13 protein-coding genes and 2 pseudogenes are annotated in these 18,474 nt (G+C 33.2%); 6 read left to right on the forward strand and 9 right to left on the reverse strand.

Translation table 11 applies throughout. From position 1 onward, the window contains the following. The first annotated feature begins 163 nt into the window (after nucleotides 1-163). Nucleotides 164-2,422 carry an ATP-binding cassette domain-containing protein gene (locus tag AAA453_RS10910; protein ID WP_427704956.1) on the forward strand — a complete coding sequence of 753 codons (2,259 nt, stop codon included), beginning with the start codon at nucleotides 164-166 and terminating at the stop codon, nucleotides 2,420-2,422. 141 nt (nucleotides 2,423-2,563) lie between these two features. On the opposite strand, the gene AAA453_RS10915 is transcribed toward AAA453_RS10910, so the two are convergent. Beyond that, nucleotides 2,564-3,025: a DUF420 domain-containing protein gene (locus AAA453_RS10915; RefSeq protein ID WP_069816359.1), complete on the reverse strand. Its 462-nt coding sequence runs from the start codon at nucleotides 3,023-3,025 to the stop codon at nucleotides 2,564-2,566. Between the two features lie 24 nt (nucleotides 3,026-3,049). Then, nucleotides 3,050-3,961, reverse strand: coding sequence for a heme o synthase (gene cyoE / locus AAA453_RS10920; protein WP_069816361.1), 912 nt, complete (start codon nucleotides 3,959-3,961; stop codon nucleotides 3,050-3,052). A 284-nt stretch (nucleotides 3,962-4,245) separates the two neighbouring features. Between cyoE and AAA453_RS10925 the strand changes: the two genes are divergently transcribed. Continuing rightward, complete coding sequence (locus tag AAA453_RS10925; protein ID WP_427704959.1) at nucleotides 4,246-5,154, forward strand: COX15/CtaA family protein; 909 nt, start codon at nucleotides 4,246-4,248, stop codon at nucleotides 5,152-5,154. 270 nt (nucleotides 5,155-5,424) lie between these two features. Here AAA453_RS10925 and AAA453_RS10930 read toward each other — a convergent pair. The 3 genes and pseudogenes from AAA453_RS10930 to AAA453_RS10940 all read right to left on the reverse strand — a co-directional run bounded on the left by AAA453_RS10930 (nucleotide 5,425) and on the right by AAA453_RS10940 (nucleotide 11,182). Continuing rightward, a pseudogene (locus tag AAA453_RS10930) lies at nucleotides 5,425-8,879 on the reverse strand (pyruvate carboxylase). A 404-nt stretch (nucleotides 8,880-9,283) separates the two neighbouring features. Further along, complete coding sequence (gene ftsW, locus AAA453_RS10935) at nucleotides 9,284-10,519, reverse strand: cell division peptidoglycan polymerase FtsW (RefSeq protein WP_427704961.1); 1,236 nt, start codon at nucleotides 10,517-10,519, stop codon at nucleotides 9,284-9,286. A 387-nt stretch (nucleotides 10,520-10,906) separates the two neighbouring features. Then, the gene (locus AAA453_RS10940) at nucleotides 10,907-11,182 is read right to left on the reverse strand and encodes a YlaN family protein (protein WP_069832442.1); all 276 of its coding nucleotides are present in this window, start codon (nucleotides 11,180-11,182) and stop codon (nucleotides 10,907-10,909) included. Between the two features lie 323 nt (nucleotides 11,183-11,505). Between AAA453_RS10940 and AAA453_RS10945 the strand changes: the two genes are divergently transcribed. Both AAA453_RS10945 and AAA453_RS10950 read left to right on the forward strand, forming a co-directional pair. Beyond that, the gene (locus AAA453_RS10945) at nucleotides 11,506-11,988 is read left to right on the forward strand and encodes a hypothetical protein (RefSeq protein WP_285322970.1); all 483 of its coding nucleotides are present in this window, start codon (nucleotides 11,506-11,508) and stop codon (nucleotides 11,986-11,988) included. 2 nt (nucleotides 11,989-11,990) lie between these two features. After that, nucleotides 11,991-12,164 (forward strand): DUF2197 domain-containing protein, encoded by a 174-nt coding sequence (locus AAA453_RS10950; protein WP_081325282.1) that lies wholly within the window; start codon nucleotides 11,991-11,993, stop codon nucleotides 12,162-12,164. Nucleotides 12,165-12,433: 269 nt separating this feature from the next. Here AAA453_RS10950 and typA read toward each other — a convergent pair. Further along, a pseudogene (gene typA, locus AAA453_RS10955) lies at nucleotides 12,434-14,280 on the reverse strand (translational GTPase TypA). Nucleotides 14,281-14,378: 98 nt separating this feature from the next. Here typA and AAA453_RS10960 point away from each other — a divergent pair. Beyond that, on the forward strand, nucleotides 14,379-14,570 hold the full coding sequence (locus AAA453_RS10960; protein WP_002507991.1) for a DUF5325 family protein: 192 nt from the start codon (nucleotides 14,379-14,381) through the stop codon (nucleotides 14,568-14,570). Nucleotides 14,571-14,672: 102 nt separating this feature from the next. Here AAA453_RS10960 and AAA453_RS10965 read toward each other — a convergent pair whose 3' ends face one another. Continuing rightward, nucleotides 14,673-15,491, reverse strand: coding sequence for an inositol monophosphatase family protein (locus AAA453_RS10965; RefSeq protein ID WP_427704963.1), 819 nt, complete (start codon nucleotides 15,489-15,491; stop codon nucleotides 14,673-14,675). A gap of 262 nt (nucleotides 15,492-15,753) precedes the next feature. On the opposite strand from AAA453_RS10965, the gene AAA453_RS10970 reads away from it, so the two are divergent. Next, nucleotides 15,754-16,365, forward strand: coding sequence for a YktB family protein (locus tag AAA453_RS10970; RefSeq protein ID WP_427704966.1), 612 nt, complete (start codon nucleotides 15,754-15,756; stop codon nucleotides 16,363-16,365). Between the two features lie 101 nt (nucleotides 16,366-16,466). Here the strand turns inward: AAA453_RS10970 and AAA453_RS10975 are convergent, their stop codons facing one another. Beyond that, entirely contained in the window at nucleotides 16,467-16,982 is a 516-nt protein-coding gene (locus tag AAA453_RS10975; protein WP_427704969.1) for a DUF4064 domain-containing protein, read from the reverse strand. 192 nt (nucleotides 16,983-17,174) lie between these two features. Beyond that, nucleotides 17,175-18,401 carry a lipoteichoic acid stability factor AuxB gene (gene auxB, locus AAA453_RS10980; RefSeq protein ID WP_427704971.1) on the reverse strand — a complete coding sequence of 409 codons (1,227 nt, stop codon included), beginning with the start codon at nucleotides 18,399-18,401 and terminating at the stop codon, nucleotides 17,175-17,177. Between the last annotated feature and the right edge of the window lie 73 nt (nucleotides 18,402-18,474).

The following is an 18,474-nucleotide window of genomic DNA, read 5'->3' on the forward strand; positions in this document are numbered from 1 at the left end:
TCATTTATTGTACATGTTTCATTATGTCACAAGCAAGGTATGTCGTTGTAAATTCTTTGTTAAGATTAGCACAGGTCATTCAAAATACACATTTTTACGATTCAGCGATACAAGTGATACATCATCTTTTTTCGGGTATAGTTATAATTGAGAGGTGAAAGTCATGACAACAATTCGTATTCACGGCGCAAAGCAAAACAATTTAAAAGATATTTCTGTCGATATACCAAAGCATCAAATAACGGTTTTTACTGGTCGCTCAGGTTCAGGAAAATCTTCATTAGTATTTAATACAATTGCTGCCGAGTCAGAACGTCTTTTAAACGAGACATATTCTACATATATACAACATCAATTAACTCAATATTCAAAACCAAAAGTAGATTTGATTGAACACCTACCAGTTGCGATGATTATCAACCAAAAACGACTAGGTGGTAATTCACGTTCAACAGTAGGAACAATATCTGATATATACGCTTCAGTGAGATTATTATGGTCTCGAATCGGAGAACCTTTTGTGGGTTACTCTGACATATTCTCATTTAACAATCCTAAAGGAATGTGCGATACATGCTCAGGTCTAGGATATGTGGAGGACATAGATTTAAATGAGTTGTTAGATTTTAATAAATCTTTAAATGAAGATGCGATACGATTCCCCTCTTTTAGACCAGATAGTTGGAGAGGAAAGCGTTATTTATATACAGGGTTATTTGATAATGATAAAAAATTAAAAGATTATACACAAGCAGAACTTGATACGTTGCTGTACACAAAGCCTACTAAACTGAAAAACCCGCCTGATAATTGGCCTAAGACAGCCAAATTCGAAGGTTTAATTCATCGCTTCAGACGTTCTTTTTTACTCAATGATAATTTTGAAAAAAATAAATTTAGAGAAGCCATAGATCGTGTCGTGACTTCAAAAGAATGTCCGAAATGTCATGGAAAAAGATTACATCCAGATATTTTAAAATGTAAAATTAATGATTTTGACATCGCAGATTTCACTCAATTATCCATTGATGATGCATTAGATTTCATTAAAAACATTCATTCAGATAAAGCGCGTGTCATCATTAAACCACTACAACAACAGTTACAATCTTTAAGTTATATTGGGCTTAATTACTTAACTTTATCTAGAGAAACTACCACGCTTTCAGGTGGTGAATCACAGCGCATTAAATTAATAAGACACCTTAATAGCCCTTTAAGTGATTTAGTGTACATTATAGATGAGCCTAGTGTTGGTTTACATCCTGATGACATACAACGTATAAATGAAATCATACAATCTTTAAAAGACAAAGGTAATACTGTGTTGGTCGTTGAACATGACCCTGATGTTATACGTATTGCTGACCATGTCATAGATTTAGGCCCACTTGCTGGAAAAAATGGTGGCGAGATTACATTTACTGGGTCTTATAATGCTTTATTAAAATCAACTACCAGTACAGGCGTTGCCTTACGAAGAATGCATAAGCTTAAATCACAACCTAGAAAGCGCCAACATTTTATTAAGCTATCTAATATATCTCGTAATAATTTGAAAAATATTTCAACTCAAATACCAGAAGAGGCTATGACTGTAGTGACTGGTGTCGCAGGTTCCGGCAAAAGTTCTTTAATTCATGAAGGATTAGAGCAGTTACAAGACACTATTTTTATTGATCAAAAACCTGTGCATGCTTCAAGTCGTTCTAACTTACTCACTTATTTAAATATATTTGATGAAGTTCGAAGCTATTTCAGTGAAGAAACAGGATTAAAAAAATCTATGTTTAGTTATAATTCAGAAGGCGCTTGTCCAGAGTGCCATGGTAAAGGTATTTTAAAAACCGAACTTGCATTTATGCCAGATTTCACTCAAACGTGTGATGTTTGTAACGGACTAAGATATAAACCAGAAGTGCTTGACGCTAAAGTAGCAGGTTATTCCATCGCAGATATTCTTGCGCTAACTGTAGATGAAGCAATTGAATTTTTCCATTCAAAACACAATATCTCAACACCTTTGAATGCTTTAAAATCCACAGGTCTTAATTATATGACATTAGGTCAAACGTTAAATACCTTGTCAGGTGGCGAAGTTCAACGTGTGAAACTAAGTAAATATTTAACACGTACTGTAAATCACCACACTTTTGTCTTCGATGAACCTACAACAGGATTACATGAAGATGACATACCTATATTATTAGACTGTTTTAATCAACTCATTGATGACAACAACACAGTAGTAGTTATAGAACATAACCTAACCATGATGACGCATGCAGACTGGATTATTGATATCGGTCCTTATGCTGGTGGCCAAGGCGGACAATTACTATATGAAGGACAACCAAAAGGATTATTAGATACTAAAGATTCTGTAACTGCTAAACACTTAATACGATACTTGAATAATTAGACTGAATCTCTAGTATTATTGTTTATTAACTATATCACTGTAACTAAAAAAATGGTAAGCAATCAAAATTTGATTGCTTACCATTTTTATTATATGCCGAAAATCTTTCCGTAAAATGACTAACAGTCATTTAAACATTAGTTATAATCCAAACGTTGCTTTGATTAGCGATGTTGTTTCTCCGCCAGGATAGATTACATAAAGTAATGCGTATACTGCTAAACCAGTGATTGCAGTGAAGAACCATACAATTGATGCAATTGGACCGACAAATCTATGCACTTTAAATTTCTCTTTAAAGGCCGTGATAATTTGTGATACACCTAAAATTGCGCCAATTGTTGCTAAGTTGATATGGAATACTAAGAATATAGTGTAATAAATCTTCATTGAATCAGGACCGCCGAAAGCAGTGTTACCAACGAAAATCGTTCTCGAAGCATAAATGATAAAGAACGCGAGTGCAAAAAATGCCGCACTTAGCATTACTTTTTTATGACTTTCGATTTCTCTTTTCCAAATTTTGCGCCAACCTATTGCAACTAAGATAGCACTAATAACTATAAAACTTGTACTTAAAGTAGGTAAAATTGGTAAATTCATATATTACATCCTCATTATTAATTATTAGAACATTTGAATTAATGACACGACGACAACGAGCACAAAGAATACTACTAAATAATTCAATGAATAAACGAACATTTTTGTCGCCCATTTCGTTTGATCTAAATCTTTCTTAAAGCTTGTTAACCACATATATACCCAACCTAAATTTAACAATGTTGCTATCACAATAAACGTTGTGCCTAATGTGCTAAGTAAAAATGGTAGTGGTAGTAAGAATACAAGCCATATAAACATGCTCACTCTCGTACGGCTAAACCCTTTAACAGATGGTAGCATTGGGATATTTGCTAATGAATATTCATCTTTACGTTTAATTGCTAACGCATAAAAATGAACTGGTTGCCAACAGAATACTACTAAGAATAGTGCTACTGCTACCAAACTGAGGTTTCCTTCGATTGCAGTCCAACCAATTAATGGTGGCACTGCACCTGGAAAACTACCAATGACTGTATTCCAAACTGTATGACGTTTAGACCAAATAGAATAAAATGAAACATACCCAACGATGCCTATCAAGCCAATTACTCCCGAAGGTATGTTTAACGCAAATAGTAATGCCTCCCCTATAAGCATCATTCCAAAACTGAGAATCAATAAATTTCTTTCTGAGATTCTCTCATTAACTGTTGGTCTCTGTTGTTTACTTGGCATGATACTGTCAATATCTTGATCATAGTAATTATTTAAAGCACATGCGCCCCCCATAATTAACGTAGAGCCCACCAACATCATTAAGATTTGTGGTATTGACGAGAGGAAGGAATGATTCGCCAACACAATTGCAAGCCATGAACCAGCAAATGCGGGTAGTAAGTTTCCTTGTACAAGCCCCATTTTGATGATTTGCTGTAACTCTTTAAAAGTTACACGACTAGAATTATGTGACAAAGTTTGTTCTTTGTTCATAATTTCCCTCCTATTTTTTTCATATAATACAATGATATATTAAATTTGTGTTATTGACTACATTTATGTAAAGTTATTTGTGACACTTTAACGACTTTCACAAATAGTCATTTTTGTGACACAATTTAATCTATATTTCTTGTTATAATGTTAGTTAAGATTTATTTAAATTTTATAAGTATGTCTTTTCGAGATTAATAATTACAATAATTACGACAAATGATGTTACAACTGAATGTAATTTAGTGTCTCAAGAGTTTTACATATAAGTGGGGGGTTAATTCTTGTTTAGCAAAAAAAACCTAAAATGGTTATCTGTTTTAGCAACACTCATTATGGCTTTTGTTCAATTGGGTGGTGCCTTAGTTACCAAGACTGGTTCAGCAGATGGATGTGGCTCTGACTGGCCATTATGTCATGGTGCATTTTTACCTCAAAATTTACCAATTCAAACGTTGATTGAATTAAGTCACCGTGCAGTTTCAGGCATATCCATGCTTGTTGTCTTATGGTTAGCGATAGTTGCTTGGAAACATATTGGTTATATTAAAGAAGTAAAACCGTTAAGTATTATAAGTGTTGGATTCTTAGTCATCCAAGCGCTTGTTGGTGCAGCAGCAGTAATGTGGCAACAAAATTCTTATACGTTAGCTTTACACTTTGGTATTTCATTGATTTCATTCTCATCAGTGTTTGTCTTAACTTTAATTATTTTTGAAATTGATCGAAAATATGAAGCTGATGAGCTATTTATCAGAAAGCCATTAAGAATTTATACATGGATTATGGCAATTGTTGTATATTTAACTATATACACGGGAGCACTAGTAAGACACAAAGAAGCCAGCTTAGCATATGGTAAATGGCCACTGCCATTTGACGATATCATACCGCATAATGTACAAGACTGGGTAAACTTTACGCATAGAGGTATGGCTTTAATTGCTTTCATTTGGATATTACTTACATTTATCCATGCAGTAAAAAATTATAGCCATAATCGTACAATACGTTTTGGTTATACAGCTGCCTTTGTCTTAGTCGTTTTACAAGTTATTACAGGTGCTTTATCTATGATGACAAATGTTAATCTATTCATTGCTTTGTTACATGCGCTATTTATTACTATATTGTTTGGCTTAATCGCATACTTTATAGTACTAATGCTTCGAACAATTCGAAGTGGCGGATAAATAATTTTTATTGGTTAATAAACAAAAAAGTACTTAGACAAACCAAATGCTGAAATGGCATTTGGTTTTTTTTATAGATATTATTCATTAAGTACACCTTACTGCATTGATATCAATATCTATTCCTTCTTACAAATAGCGTTTTTTCATTAATTGCGTTACATATATTTATTTTTATTTGTGCTTACATTTTAAAAATTCCAACATAAAACAGCCGTCAGATTCCTATTTAGGGGAACCTGACGGCTGTTTAATTGTACAATAATTAATTTAATCTACTGGTTCTTTTTCAATTTCAATCAATAAGTCACCTGTTTGGATTGCTTCTCCACTTTGAACTGTAACCTTCTTAACCACACCATCAAATGGTGATTGGATTGTTGTTTCCATTTTCATTGCTTCTGTAATTAATAAAGCTTGACCGCTCGTAACAGATTCGCCTTCTGAAATTTTGACTTCAGTAACTGAACCTGGCATCTGAGCTCCGATATGATTTGGATTTAATTTATCTGCTTTTGGTTTCACACTTTCACTTGCCTTGACGTTTTCATCTTGAATGAAGATACGACGTGCTTGACCATTCATATCATAGAAAATTGTACGAATACCTTTTTCATCTGGCTCTGTAATCGTCTTAAGTGTGATGATGAGTCTCTTACCTGTATCAATTTCAATTTCTACCGTCTCGTTAGATCTCATACCAAAGAAGAACGTTGGCGTATCTAATAATGATACATTACCAAATTGTTCTCGCGTTGAGATAAACTGTTCATAAACTTTTGGATATAACACATAACTGATTATATCTTGTTCTGTAACTTCTCTTTCTTGTTTCTCTTCTAATTCTTTTCTAACCGCTTCAAAATCAACAGGCTCTAGGTATTCACCTGGTCTATCTGTTAAAGCTGTTTGACCTTTTAAGATGACTTTTTGCAATTGTTTATTAAAGCCACTTACTGGTTGGCCAATTTCCCCTTTAAAGAACGATACAACAGATTCAGGGAAATCTAATTTATAACCATCATCGATGATAGTTTGTTCATCTAAATCATTTTGTACCATGTATAGAGCCATATCACCTACTACTTTAGAAGAAGGTGTTACTTTTACAATATCGCCAAATAAGAAGTTGACACGTTTGTACATTTCTTTCACTTCATTAAATCTATTGCCCAGCCCTAAACTTTTAGCTTGTTGACTTAAGTTTGAATATTGTCCACCTGGCATTTCGTGTTGGTAAATTTCAGTATTAGGTGATTTAATATCACTTTCAAAATCACTATAATACTGACGCACTGTACCCCAATAATGAGATAATTCTTCCATGCCATCAATATCTGCACGCACATTTCTACCAAAACCGTTTAATGCATAATATAACGAATTAGAACTTGGTTGACTTGTTAAGCCACTCATTGACGCTACAGCAGTATCAATGACATCTACGCCGCATCTATCGCTTGTTTGTAAACAAGTATGCCATTGCCACTTGTATCATGTGTATGCAGATGGATAGGTAAATCTACTGCAGCTTTTAATTCTCCAATTAACTCGTTCGCAGCTTTAGGTTTCAATAAGCCGGCCATATCTTTAATCGCTAAAATATGGAATCCTTCTCTCTCAAGTTCTTTCGCCATATTCACATAATATTCTAACGTGTACAGGTCAGAACGATTCGGATTCAAAATATCGCCTGTATAACAAATTGCACCTTCCGAAATTTTACCTGCTTCTTGTACTGCTTCGTTTGCTATTTTCATTTGATCTACCCAGTTTAATGAATCAAATATGCGGAATACATCAATTCCAGCGTCTGCACTCTCTTTGACAAACTTTTTAATTACGTTGTCAGGGTAGTTTTTATAACCAACTGCATTAGAAGCACGTAGTAACATTTGGAATAGTACATTTGGAACAGCTTTTCTCAATCTTTCCAATCTTTCCCACGGGTTTTCTTTTAAGAAGTTAAATGCGACATCGAATGTTGCACCACCCCACATCTCTAATGAAAAGCTATCTTTCATTACATCTGCAGTTTTAGAAGCAATGTTCATCATATCTTTCGTACGTACACGAGTAGCAAGTAATGATTGATGTGCATCTCTAAATGTTGTGTCTGTAATTAATACGTCTTCTTGTTGTTTTAACCAATCTGCAACTGCTTTAGGTCCTTGTGCGTCTAATAGTTGCTTAGTACCTTCTAATTGATCAACTTCTTTTTTAGCAATCTTCGGAATTGGAGATACTTCGTAAATTGGCTTTGGTCGTTTTTCGACATTAGGGAAACCATTTATTGAAACATTACCTATATATTCTAGTGTTTTTGTACCACGGTCAAGTGTTGGTGCTATATCAAAAAGTTCTGGCGTTTTCTCGATAAATTTCGTTGTATAATCGCCTGTTTTAAATTGTTCATGTCTCATCACATTAATCAAGAATGGCACATTGGTTTTAACGCCACGTATTCTCATTTCTTGTAACGAACGATCCATTTTTTCATTTGCTTGTTTAAATGACATCGCATGCGTAGATAGTTTCACAAGTAATGAATCATAATATGGTGAAATTTCTGCACCTTGGAAACCATCACCAGCGTCTAATCTAACCCCAAAGCCGCCACTTGAACGATAAGCTATAATTCTACCCGTATCAGGCATGAAATCATTTGTAGGATCTTCAGTAGTAATACGACATTGTATAGCGTATCCTAACGTTTGAATATCTTTTTGTTTTGGCATACTAATTTCATCATCAAATAATACTTCGCCGTCTGCTACAAGTATTTGAGTTTTAACAATATCCACACCTGTAACCATTTCAGTAATTGTATGTTCAACTTGCACACGTGGGTTCACTTCTATGAAATAGAACTCATCTCCTGATACTAAGAATTCTACAGTACCTGCGTTAACATATTTTATATTTTCCATAAGTTGGATCGCAGCATCAGAAATTTGTTCTCTTAAATCATCAGACAATGCAACAGAAGGCGCTACTTCCACTACTTTTTGATGACGTCGTTGCACAGAGCAATCACGTTCATACAAGTGTACGATATTGCCATGTTCATCTCCGATAATTTGAACTTCTATATGTTTTGGATTATCAATGTATTTTTCAATATATACTTCACTATTACCGAATGATTTTTCAGCTTCAGACTTAGCACGGTGGAATGCGTCCTCTAATTCATCTTCTGCATGGACGATACGCATGCCTTTACCACCGCCACCACTTGTTGCTTTAATCATAAGTGGATAGCCTGCTTCATTTGCAAAAGCTATAGCATCTTTTTGATTATCAATCGGTCCATCAGTACCTGGGATAACTCTTAAATCTGCTTTAATTGCTGTTGATCTTGCTTTAACTTTGTCCCCAAACATATCTAAATGCTCCACACGAGGCCCAATAAATTTGATGCCTTCTTCCTGACATCTGCGTGCAAATGTTTCATTTTCACTTAAAAAACCATAACCAGGATGAATTGCATCTACATCGGCACGTTTCGCCACTTCTAAAATGCGTTCAATATCTAAATATGATTCTGCAGGACCTAAATCTTCGCCTACTAAGTATGATTCATCCGCTTTATATCTATGTAAAGACCCTTTATCTTCATTTGAATAAATCGCAACTGTTTGTACATTTAACTCAGTTGCTGCTCTAAAAATCCTTATTGCTATTTCTCCACGATTGGCTACCATAAGTTTATTTATTTTTTTCACAACATGGTCCCCCTTAAAATTTGAATTTTCTAAAAAGTTTGATATAGAAACCATTATAGCAAAATGCGAACAATGTATACAAATAAAAGTTTGTTCGTATATTCTAGAATAACTACTTAAACGGTTGAATTGTGATCACTGATAGATAAAATTTTATCCGTCTGTGATAGTCTCTAAACACTGTAGTATACGCGCATTTCTATGGAATTATATCATAGCTTAACTATAATAAAAAATTATTAAAATTGATAACTTTTTATTATCATTAACTTTAAAAACACTAAGTTTTTCAAAATTAAGATGTCTAATTATAAAAATAAGCAAACGTTTTCAACATTTTACTGTTGTAACGTTTGCTTTTACAAATTACATTTTTTATATCATAACTACCATAACAAACTAACTTATGATTTTCTGGAGATCCCTGGATTATTGTTAATTTTATTTGCTTTTTTCTTTCTTAATTCTTCGATTTTAATTTGTTTCGCTGTAATTAGCAGTAGACCCATAGCGATACTTAAACTAATCATTGAAGAGCCACCAAAGCTTATGAATGGTAATGGCACACCTGTTAACGGAATTGTACCTGAAATACCACCTAAGTTAACAAATGTTTGACTACCGATATAACTTGCAATACCTACACAAACCAACTTGTAAAAGTAAGAGTTAGTTTTATTTGCTAGTTCAAATGCTCTGTAAACTATAAAGAATAGTAAGCATATCACGACGACGCAGCCTACCAAGCCTAACTCTTCAGCAATAATCGAAAAGATAAAATCAGTATGTGGCTCTGGTAAGTATCCTAATTTCATAATACTATTACCTAACCCTCGTCCAAACAGTCCACCATTTCCGATTGCAATCAAGGAGTTAGAGATATGATACCCAGTACCTTCTTCATTACTAAATGGATTTGTTAATGTACTAAAACGGGCAGTCAAGTAATCTGGAACTAATCCTAATAGTAAGAACAGTGAGCCTATAATAACTACACCGAACAAAATCATCAAACCATATTTGAGTGATTTTTGAACACCAATACCTGCATAAAATATGATTGAAAAGAAGATAATTAAAATTAATAGCGTTTGTCCTACATCTCTTTGTAAAAGTACAAGTGCTATACAAATTGATGCCAAAATAATCGGTGATGCTAATATTTTTGGTTCTTTAAAAACTTTCGGTCGTTTCTTTTCTATCATATAAGGTATATATACAATGATTGCAATTTTCAATAGTTCCGAAGCTTGTAGGTTCATAAAACCTAAATTGAGCCAACTTTTCGAACCATTAATATTACTTCCTACAAGTAAAGTGGCTAAGAGTAAACCAACCATTATCATCATCATCCATTTCTGAAATCTGATGGATTCAAGGAATTTGACATTCATAAAGAATGCCATGAAAAAGACAAGAATTAAACTCATGATTACATACATTAATTGTCTTGTATAAAAGTAAGTCCCAGTCACTGGAACGCCACCTGTCAATGAACCTTTTGTAGCTGCAACCATACTTGCGCTATATACCATTACTAAGCCTATTAGACATAATAAAATATATGTAATTACTAACGGATAATCAATAAATTTGGCATTTCTACCAATATATCGAAAAAATTGTTTTATGTTATTCATTTGACATATCATCCAATTCTAATTATTAATATCATTTATCATTACCAGCTCAAATTCGTAACTTTAAAACGATATTTATTGTTGTAAATCGTCTTAAGATATTGGGTCTGTTTCATAAAAAATAAATTACACTTTTAACATTATATCAAACATTACTCTAATATTTCGAACAAATATAACACTAAATACCATTATTTTAACCATTAATTTCGTCATTTGTCTATTTTAAACAAAAGAAAATGGCTGCGATGCAATCAACAATATATTGATGTCCCAGCCACTCTGAAATATGTTATGTAGTTTTGAAGTTACTACTTATACAAGTTGTGTGTAATTTTAAAGCTGGTTAAACTCTTTCCAGCTAAAAATTCTATTTATTTAACCATATTAAACATTAGTAAATGCGTCATGCAATTTAGAAAGTTCTTTTTCTAATCGTAGCATTAAATCTTTGCCCACTTCTATATCGACTAAACCGAGTTGAACAGCAAAATCTACTTCTTTTTGCAATCCAAACATTTGAGTATCGAGTACTTCTTCATATAACGGGCATTGAGGTAACGTCAGATTATCCATTTGTACTTTTATAAGTTGGAGAATCCTATCAGCATCTTTATTCAATTGGTCATATGCCGCACTGTTCATTTTTTGGTTCTTTACCATGACATACTCCCCCCTATCAATTGTAACTTTATATGTAGAAGTGTATCTTACTGATTCATAAAAAGCAAGTGAATTCCTTAATATACTAAACCGTGTTATTTGTGATAATATTGATATTAAAGAAATCTTTATCTCAAATATATTTATTTATGGAATCGTCAGCCTGCTGGCATCTGTTGTGTAAACGTTTTATTTCAACACGAATTTTATAGTACAATGCGTATATGAAATGTTCACTTACAAGTGAAAAATATTCACAAAAAATTCATTTTTACATATTTTTGTTATAAAGATAGATAAGATATACAAATAGGAGTGGGACTATGATTCAAATTAAGGGCGCAGTTAAATTTCCAATATCATTAGATAGTACAACTTGGATTTTTGATGATAGAAAAGTACAAATTGAAGATTTAGAAAAAGGTGTATTTGACGGTACAAAACCAATCAATTTTGACGATAACCGTGAATGGAATCGTGCAATTTTGGAAGGTCAAACTAATCCACCAACTTTAAATTCTGAAATAAAATATAAAAGACGTGCAGTATTGGAACAATCATTTGTTATCAATATGGCACCTTTTTTCAAAAATGCTGAACCACATGATTCGGCAAAAGCAATCCGTTTATATAATGAAAATGATGCTATCGAGGTTCCGATTGACTTATTACCTTACCTCTTTTTCCAATTCGCTAAAGATGGTAAAAGATTATATGATGACTATAGCGTAGATAGCTTTGTTTACATTCCAAATGAAGGTTATTCTTACCAATTTGCATATGTTACTCATATTGAGGTGATCTAAATATGAAAAAAGTTCAATGTATTATTTGTGATATGGAAGTATTTATCGATCAAAATACATTAGAAGCGAAAAGACTTAGAAATGATCCGATGCACACATTTATGTGTGATGAGTGTAAAAGTAGACTTGATACACCTAAACAGCGCAATCAAGTAACGACTTATAATCATCTTTAACACATAGTTTTCTATCACATCAATTTAATAAACTAACTTTATAATTATAATAGCTAATTATTCAATAATTATGAGCCGTAACAAAATGCAGCTCAAATTGTTAAATGATTAGCTATTTTTATATGTTATAAAACATCATGTACATATGTTGTTAGTAACAATATATATTTAATTTACTTAATCGTGGTATCTTAGATGCCAATTCTAAAATAAAAGAACCAAACTAGAAATTATTATCTAGTTTGGTTCTTTTATTAAATCTTATTTAATTATTCATTATCTTGCATCATTTGTTTGACACGTTTAGATTCTTTTTCACGTGCTGATTTTTCTAGAACTGTTTTTCTAATACGGATATTTTCTGGTGTAACTTCTACAAGTTCATCGTCATTGATAAATTGTAATGCTTCTTCTAAAGTTAAAATTCTTGGGCGTTTCATACTTACAGTTTGGTCTTTATTAGCAGAACGTACGTTTGTTTGGTTTTTTTCTTTTGTAACGTTAACTGTTAAGTCATTATCACGGTTATGTTCACCAACAACCATACCTTCATATACTTCAGTACCAGGTTCCATGAAGTTTGTACCACGGTCTTCTAAGCCCATAATTGCATAAGCACTAGCTTTACCTTGATCAAGAGATACAAGTGCACCGTTTCTTCTGCCACCGATACGACCTTTAACACGTGGTCTGAATTCTTCAAATGTATGGTTAATAATACCATAACCACGAGTTTGAGACATAAATTCTGTAGTATAACCAATTAAACCACGAGCCGGAACCATAAAGAGAATGCGTGTTAAGCCATTATCTGTTGTAACCATATCAAGCATTTCACCTTTACGTTGGCCTAATGACTCGATTACAGGACCTGTATACTCTTGCGGCACTTCACATTGTACACGTTCAAACGGTTCACATTTCACACCATCAATCTCTTTTAAAATAACTTGAGGTTTAGATACTTGTAATTCAAAGCCTTCACGTCTCATGTTTTCTATTAAGATTGATAAATGTAATTCACCACGACCTGCAACAATCCATTTATCTGGAGTTTCAGTAGGCGTAACTTTTAATGAAACGTCTGTTTCTAATTGTTGATCAAGACGTTCTTGAATTTGACGAGATGTTACATAATCACCTTCACGGCCTGCAAATGGTGAATTGTTAACTCTAAATGTCATTTCAAGTGTTGGTTCATCAATTCTTAATACAGGAAGTGCATCTTGGTGGTCACTTGGCGTTACTGTTTCACCAACGTTAATATCTTCCATTCCTGAAACAGCAATTAAATCGCCGCATATGCTTCCTCAACTTCTTCACGTTTTAATCCGAAGAAACCAAAGATTTTTGTTACACGGAAGTTTTTAACAGTTCCGTCTAATTTAATTAAAGATACACTGTCACCTACACGCATTGTTCCTCGGAACACACGACCTACACCAATACGTCCTAGATAATCACTATAGTCTAATAGCGCGATTTGGAATTGTAATGGTTCGTCTCTGTTATCAACTGGTGCTGGTACATAATCGATAATTGTTTCGTATAAAGATTGCATGTTTTCATCTTGTTTTTCTGCATCTAAACTTGCAGTACCATTTACAGCTGACGCGTAAACGACTGGGAAATCTAATTGTTCGTCAGAAGCTTCTAACTCGATAAATAGGTCTAATACTTCATCTACTACGCCTTCTGGACGTGCTTCTGGTTTATCAATTTTATTTACAACTACAACTGGTTTTAAGTTTTGCTCTAATGCTTTTTTCAATACGAAACGTGTTTGTGGCATCGTTCCTTCATAAGCATCTACTACAAGTACAACACCATCAACCATTTTCATGATACGCTCTACTTCTCCACCGAAGTCAGCATGTCCTGGTGTATCTAAAATATTAATTCGATTGTCTTTATAATTCACTGCTGTATTTTTAGCAAGGATTGTGATACCGCGTTCTCTCTCAATATCGTTAGAATCCATTGCTCTTTCATCTACTTGTTCATTTTCACGGAATATTCCTGATTGTTTTAATAACTCATCTACTAGTGTTGTTTTACCATGGTCAACGTGAGCGATGATAGCTATATTACGAACGTCTTCTCTTCTATTAGTCATTTATACAAATTCCTTTCTCGAGTAAATTCCCACTTTTCTTTGCAACTTTTTTATTATATCATATAATTGGTTAAAGAAAACTATAAAGGTGTGGTAGTATGCAACAAAAAAAATCGAAAGCAATATTCTGGGTACTTGCTGTAGTAGCTGTAGTATTCTTGCTTTTATTTAGCTTTAGTTTAGCTGCAACAAATGTTCCATTGATGATTTTAACACTTATATTATTCATTGCAACATTTGGTTACGGTTTCACTTTAAAAAAGAAATATCGCGAAAACGATTGGCTATAATCGAGTCAAATTTTATATACAATCTATAAAAGCGTCTCAATTCTAACAAATAGGATTGAGGCGCTTTTCATAGGTTGTTTTTTCTTCTAAAATGCTCTTTTATTATTTGTTTTTTAAACGTTGTTGCAATAATCCAATGATTTCATTATTTTTTTGAAAATGTTGTTCAATGAGTTCAGCATGCAATTGTTTATTCGCCATTACAATCGAACTAGGTTCATAAATTGATAATGCGTCTCCCATTAAATCTGTACCTTTTCCACCTACTTCATTTAAGACAATGAGTCCACCTGCAAAATCCCAAGGTTGTAATCTAGGTGTAATATATCCAGCTAATTTTCCAGTTGCGACATGAATAATTTCTAAAGCAGCTGATCCATAAGCTCTGGCACTCCTGGATTCTTCTACTATAGGTTTAAATAATTCTCCTAAACGTGGTTTGGTTAGCCAGTTAGGATTGATACCGATGATACTTGTACTTAAAGGCGTCGATTTTATTTCAGGAAGTCGATTTTCATTTTCGAATGCTCCTTCCCCAGTCTTAGCATGATATAATGCATCGTTCATTACATCATATACAAATCCTGCATAAGGTTGTCCATCATTATAAATACCAATGGAAATTGCGAAATTTTCTTTTTGATGAACAAAATTCAATGTGCCATCAATTGGATCTACTACCCATACAACACCTGACACATTATTCAGGTCATGGCCATGACCTTCCTCACCAATAACGTGGTGGTGAGGATATGTCTGTAAAATATTTTCAAAAATATAGTTTTCTGTAGCTTTATCTACATTTGTCACTAAATCATTAGGATTTGATTTCGTTTCTATTTCTATATCTTCTTTCATTATTTTTTTTACATTATTCCCTGCCTCTAATATGAGACCTTTAGCAAACTCGTAAACAGTCATTGTATCAGCTCCTTATTCACTTCTCATTATACAGTAATTAATACTCAAAAAGTTAATGCGCAACTTTTCTATTTTCTAATAATAATATGTATAAAAATATATTTTGAATATTTTATGGTTTCTTACATGTATACCCTATTTTATCTTTTATACACGCGCACTATAAAGTTATGTTTTAGGTGCACATAATGGGCAAAGACAATGTTAATCCAATTATATTATGCTACAATACAGACGTATATAATGTTTACAGGAGGCCCCAATGACTAAGTACATATTTAAACCTAGAGATTTCAAAGCATTCACAGTTGATGGTCTTGATGCAAGAATGGAAGCGTTAAATGAACGTATCCGACCACAGCTGAATGAATTAGGTGATTATTTTGCACAATATTTAGAAACAGTAACCGGTGAAAAATTTTATCCACACGTAGCTAAACATGCGCGTCGAAAAGTTAATCCACCAAAAGACACATGGGTCGCATTCGCTACAAATAAACGCGGTTATAAAATGCAACCACATTTTCAAATAGGTCTGTTTGAAAATCAATTATTTGTCATGTATGGTATCATGCATGAAACAAAAGACAAAGCACAACAAATAAAAGCTTTCGAGGACCAATTTGAAACACTTAAAAATTTACCAAATGACTATAGCATTAGTCCTGATCATATGAGCCAAGAAAAAATTTACATTCATGAAATGTCAGATGAAGACATTACAAAAGCGCTCAATCGCGTTAAAGAAGTTAAAAAAGGTGAGTTCTTTGTAGCTCGTACATTGTCACCAAATGCCGAACAATTAGAAAGCGACAAAGTCTTTTTAAACTTCCTCGAAGAAACATTCGAACAATTACTCAAATTCTATAAATAATTCATCTGAATATCTAAAAAGCACGCGACTTAAAATGAATTTAAGTCGCGTGCTTTTTCTATTATTACTTATTTATCTTTATAAATGATTGCCAGGAACATTTAATAAATGTACGGGTCATCATCTTTTTTTCGTTTCATTTCTGCCTCAGGATCCATGTCTTGCTGCTGGGGCTTTTGTTTTTCTTTTTCGTTATTATAAATATTATAATTTGGCATCTGATTAATTTGATTACCTTGTTTCGTGTTATCTTTTTTCGCAAATAACATAATACCTACAATTAACCATAAAATCATTGCGATAAAGTTTCCACCAGATATACCAATAATAGCCGAAACAATAAATAAACATCCTGCTAGTATGCGATTACCTTTAATTGTAAAGACCGCAATAATAGCCAAAATCGTTGAAATAAGTGTAAAGATACCTTGTAGTACGATAGAAGCTTTAAAAGCTCCTGGGGTAATTTCTGTCCCTTGTTGTTGGTTCATTTCATTAAATACTTCTTTAAATTCTGGTACGTTGATGAAATTATATGCAATAACCATAAATAATAAGTATATTAAACTAAGACTAATTGCTATCCATGCTAGGGTACGTTCTGCTTTCCTACTCATATGCTTCCTCCTATAAATTCATTAATTACATCATAGCAAATTTATGAATAATTAAAAATAACCACGACCTATCGCTAAATTATATTGTATTAGAGCGATATAAATAAAAACCCGATTGTCTCACATTATGTGAGCAATCGAGTCTAGTAGTTGAATACCAAATTGAATTATTATAAAACAACACAACTTTTATTATGATTTGTCTTTTGTTTCAGAATCATTTTGTTCTTCAGATGTTGTATCTTGTGTTTCTTCAACATCTTGTGAAGTCATTTTCTTACGTTCTTCAAAATTCTTTCTACGCTGATTTGCTGCACTCGGTTGTTGTTTACGTTTTTCTTTTTCACGTTTTCTGCGTTCTTTTTTCTCTTGTTTAATACGTGCTTTTTCTTCAGCTTTTTCTTGCTTCAATCTAGCAGCTTCTTCAGCCTCTTCTTGTTTACGGCGTTGTTGTTCTTCTTGCTCAGCTTGTTTTCTTTGTTGCGCTTCATACGCTTCTTGTTTACGGCGTTGTTCTTCTTCCACTATACGTTGATTTTCTAATTCTGTTTCTTTAGCTTGTTGTTCTTGTTGCTCCTTCGTTACTGCATCTTTGCTACTTTGATCTTCGTTGGCAACTGCTTCACCATCTTCATTATATACATTGCTAACTTGACCGAAATCATCTTCTGTACTTTGACTGTCATCATCAACATTATTGTGTTTTCTTTGCTTATAATTATACTTTGCTTGTCTAGAAAGTACTTGTGGTTCTTCATCAGATGCATTGTTTTCAGAGTTTACTTTTTCTGCAACTTCAGAGCTATAACCGCCTCTTCTTAATTGATTATCATTACTTTGTTGTTCTACGTCAGAAGTTTGTTGCTTTTCAATATATTGAGGTGAGTTTGGTTCTGATTGTTGCTCATAGTTTGAATAACGCCCTTGGTACCCTTCTGCATAATATGCAGGCACTGTTTCTACTTTTTCTTTTCGTGCAAACATCATGATTGCCACGATTAAAAATAGGATAGGAATAATTAATGGTACAAATAGCAACACTAATGGCAACGTCACTATCGTTGCGATTAAGAATAAGAATCCTGATAAAATTCTTATATTCATTGAAATTAAGGCTAAAAATGATAAAAGCAAGCAGACAATGAAATATACTATAATCGCCCACACGCCATTTTGTAGCCAAATTACAAATTGGATTGTGTTTAATCCATTATTCGCTAATATTTGTTGAACAAAATCATTGCCATTCAATGAAGTCTCCAAATTTTGTATTGATGCTTCACTACTAAAAGATACTAGTGCAATAAACATCGTAATAATGGTTAGTAATAATAAGAATATCCAACTCAACCAACCTAATACTTTTTCTGCTAGTCGACTCACCGGACGTCTAACTTGAGTATATTGCTCTCCTGACATGTCTTTACAACTCCTTATATTGCTTGTCAAACTATTATATCGAATTAACGATCAAATAACTACTAACTATGAC

Origin of the sequence: Staphylococcus parequorum (assembly GCF_039237145.1) — a bacterium.
Classification (GTDB): Bacteria; Bacillota; Bacilli; order Staphylococcales; family Staphylococcaceae; genus Staphylococcus; species Staphylococcus equorum_A.

Excerpts from the sequence above, each read along its gene's own strand:
- AAA453_RS10915 (WP_069816359.1), bottom strand. The coding sequence starts at position 3,025 with ATGAATTTACCAATTTTACCTACTTTAAGTACAAGTTTTATAGTTATT.
- AAA453_RS10910 (WP_427704956.1), top strand. The coding sequence starts at position 164 with ATGACAACAATTCGTATTCACGGCGCAAAGCAAAACAATTTAAAAGAT.
- auxB (WP_427704971.1), bottom strand. The coding sequence starts at position 18,401 with ATGTCAGGAGAGCAATATACTCAAGTTAGACGTCCGGTGAGTCGACTA.
- AAA453_RS10940 (WP_069832442.1), bottom strand. The coding sequence starts at position 11,182 with ATGGTAAAGAACCAAAAAATGAACAGTGCGGCATATGACCAATTGAAT.
- AAA453_RS10965 (WP_427704963.1), bottom strand. The coding sequence starts at position 15,491 with ATGACTGTTTACGAGTTTGCTAAAGGTCTCATATTAGAGGCAGGGAAT.
- AAA453_RS10975 (WP_427704969.1), bottom strand. The coding sequence starts at position 16,982 with ATGAGTAGGAAAGCAGAACGTACCCTAGCATGGATAGCAATTAGTCTT.
- ftsW (WP_427704961.1), bottom strand. The coding sequence starts at position 10,519 with ATGAATAACATAAAACAATTTTTTCGATATATTGGTAGAAATGCCAAA.
- AAA453_RS10960 (WP_002507991.1), top strand. The coding sequence starts at position 14,379 with ATGCAACAAAAAAAATCGAAAGCAATATTCTGGGTACTTGCTGTAGTA.
- AAA453_RS10950 (WP_081325282.1), top strand. The coding sequence starts at position 11,991 with ATGAAAAAAGTTCAATGTATTATTTGTGATATGGAAGTATTTATCGAT.
- cyoE (WP_069816361.1), bottom strand. The coding sequence starts at position 3,961 with ATGAACAAAGAACAAACTTTGTCACATAATTCTAGTCGTGTAACTTTT.
- AAA453_RS10970 (WP_427704966.1), top strand. The coding sequence starts at position 15,754 with ATGACTAAGTACATATTTAAACCTAGAGATTTCAAAGCATTCACAGTT.
- AAA453_RS10945 (WP_285322970.1), top strand. The coding sequence starts at position 11,506 with ATGATTCAAATTAAGGGCGCAGTTAAATTTCCAATATCATTAGATAGT.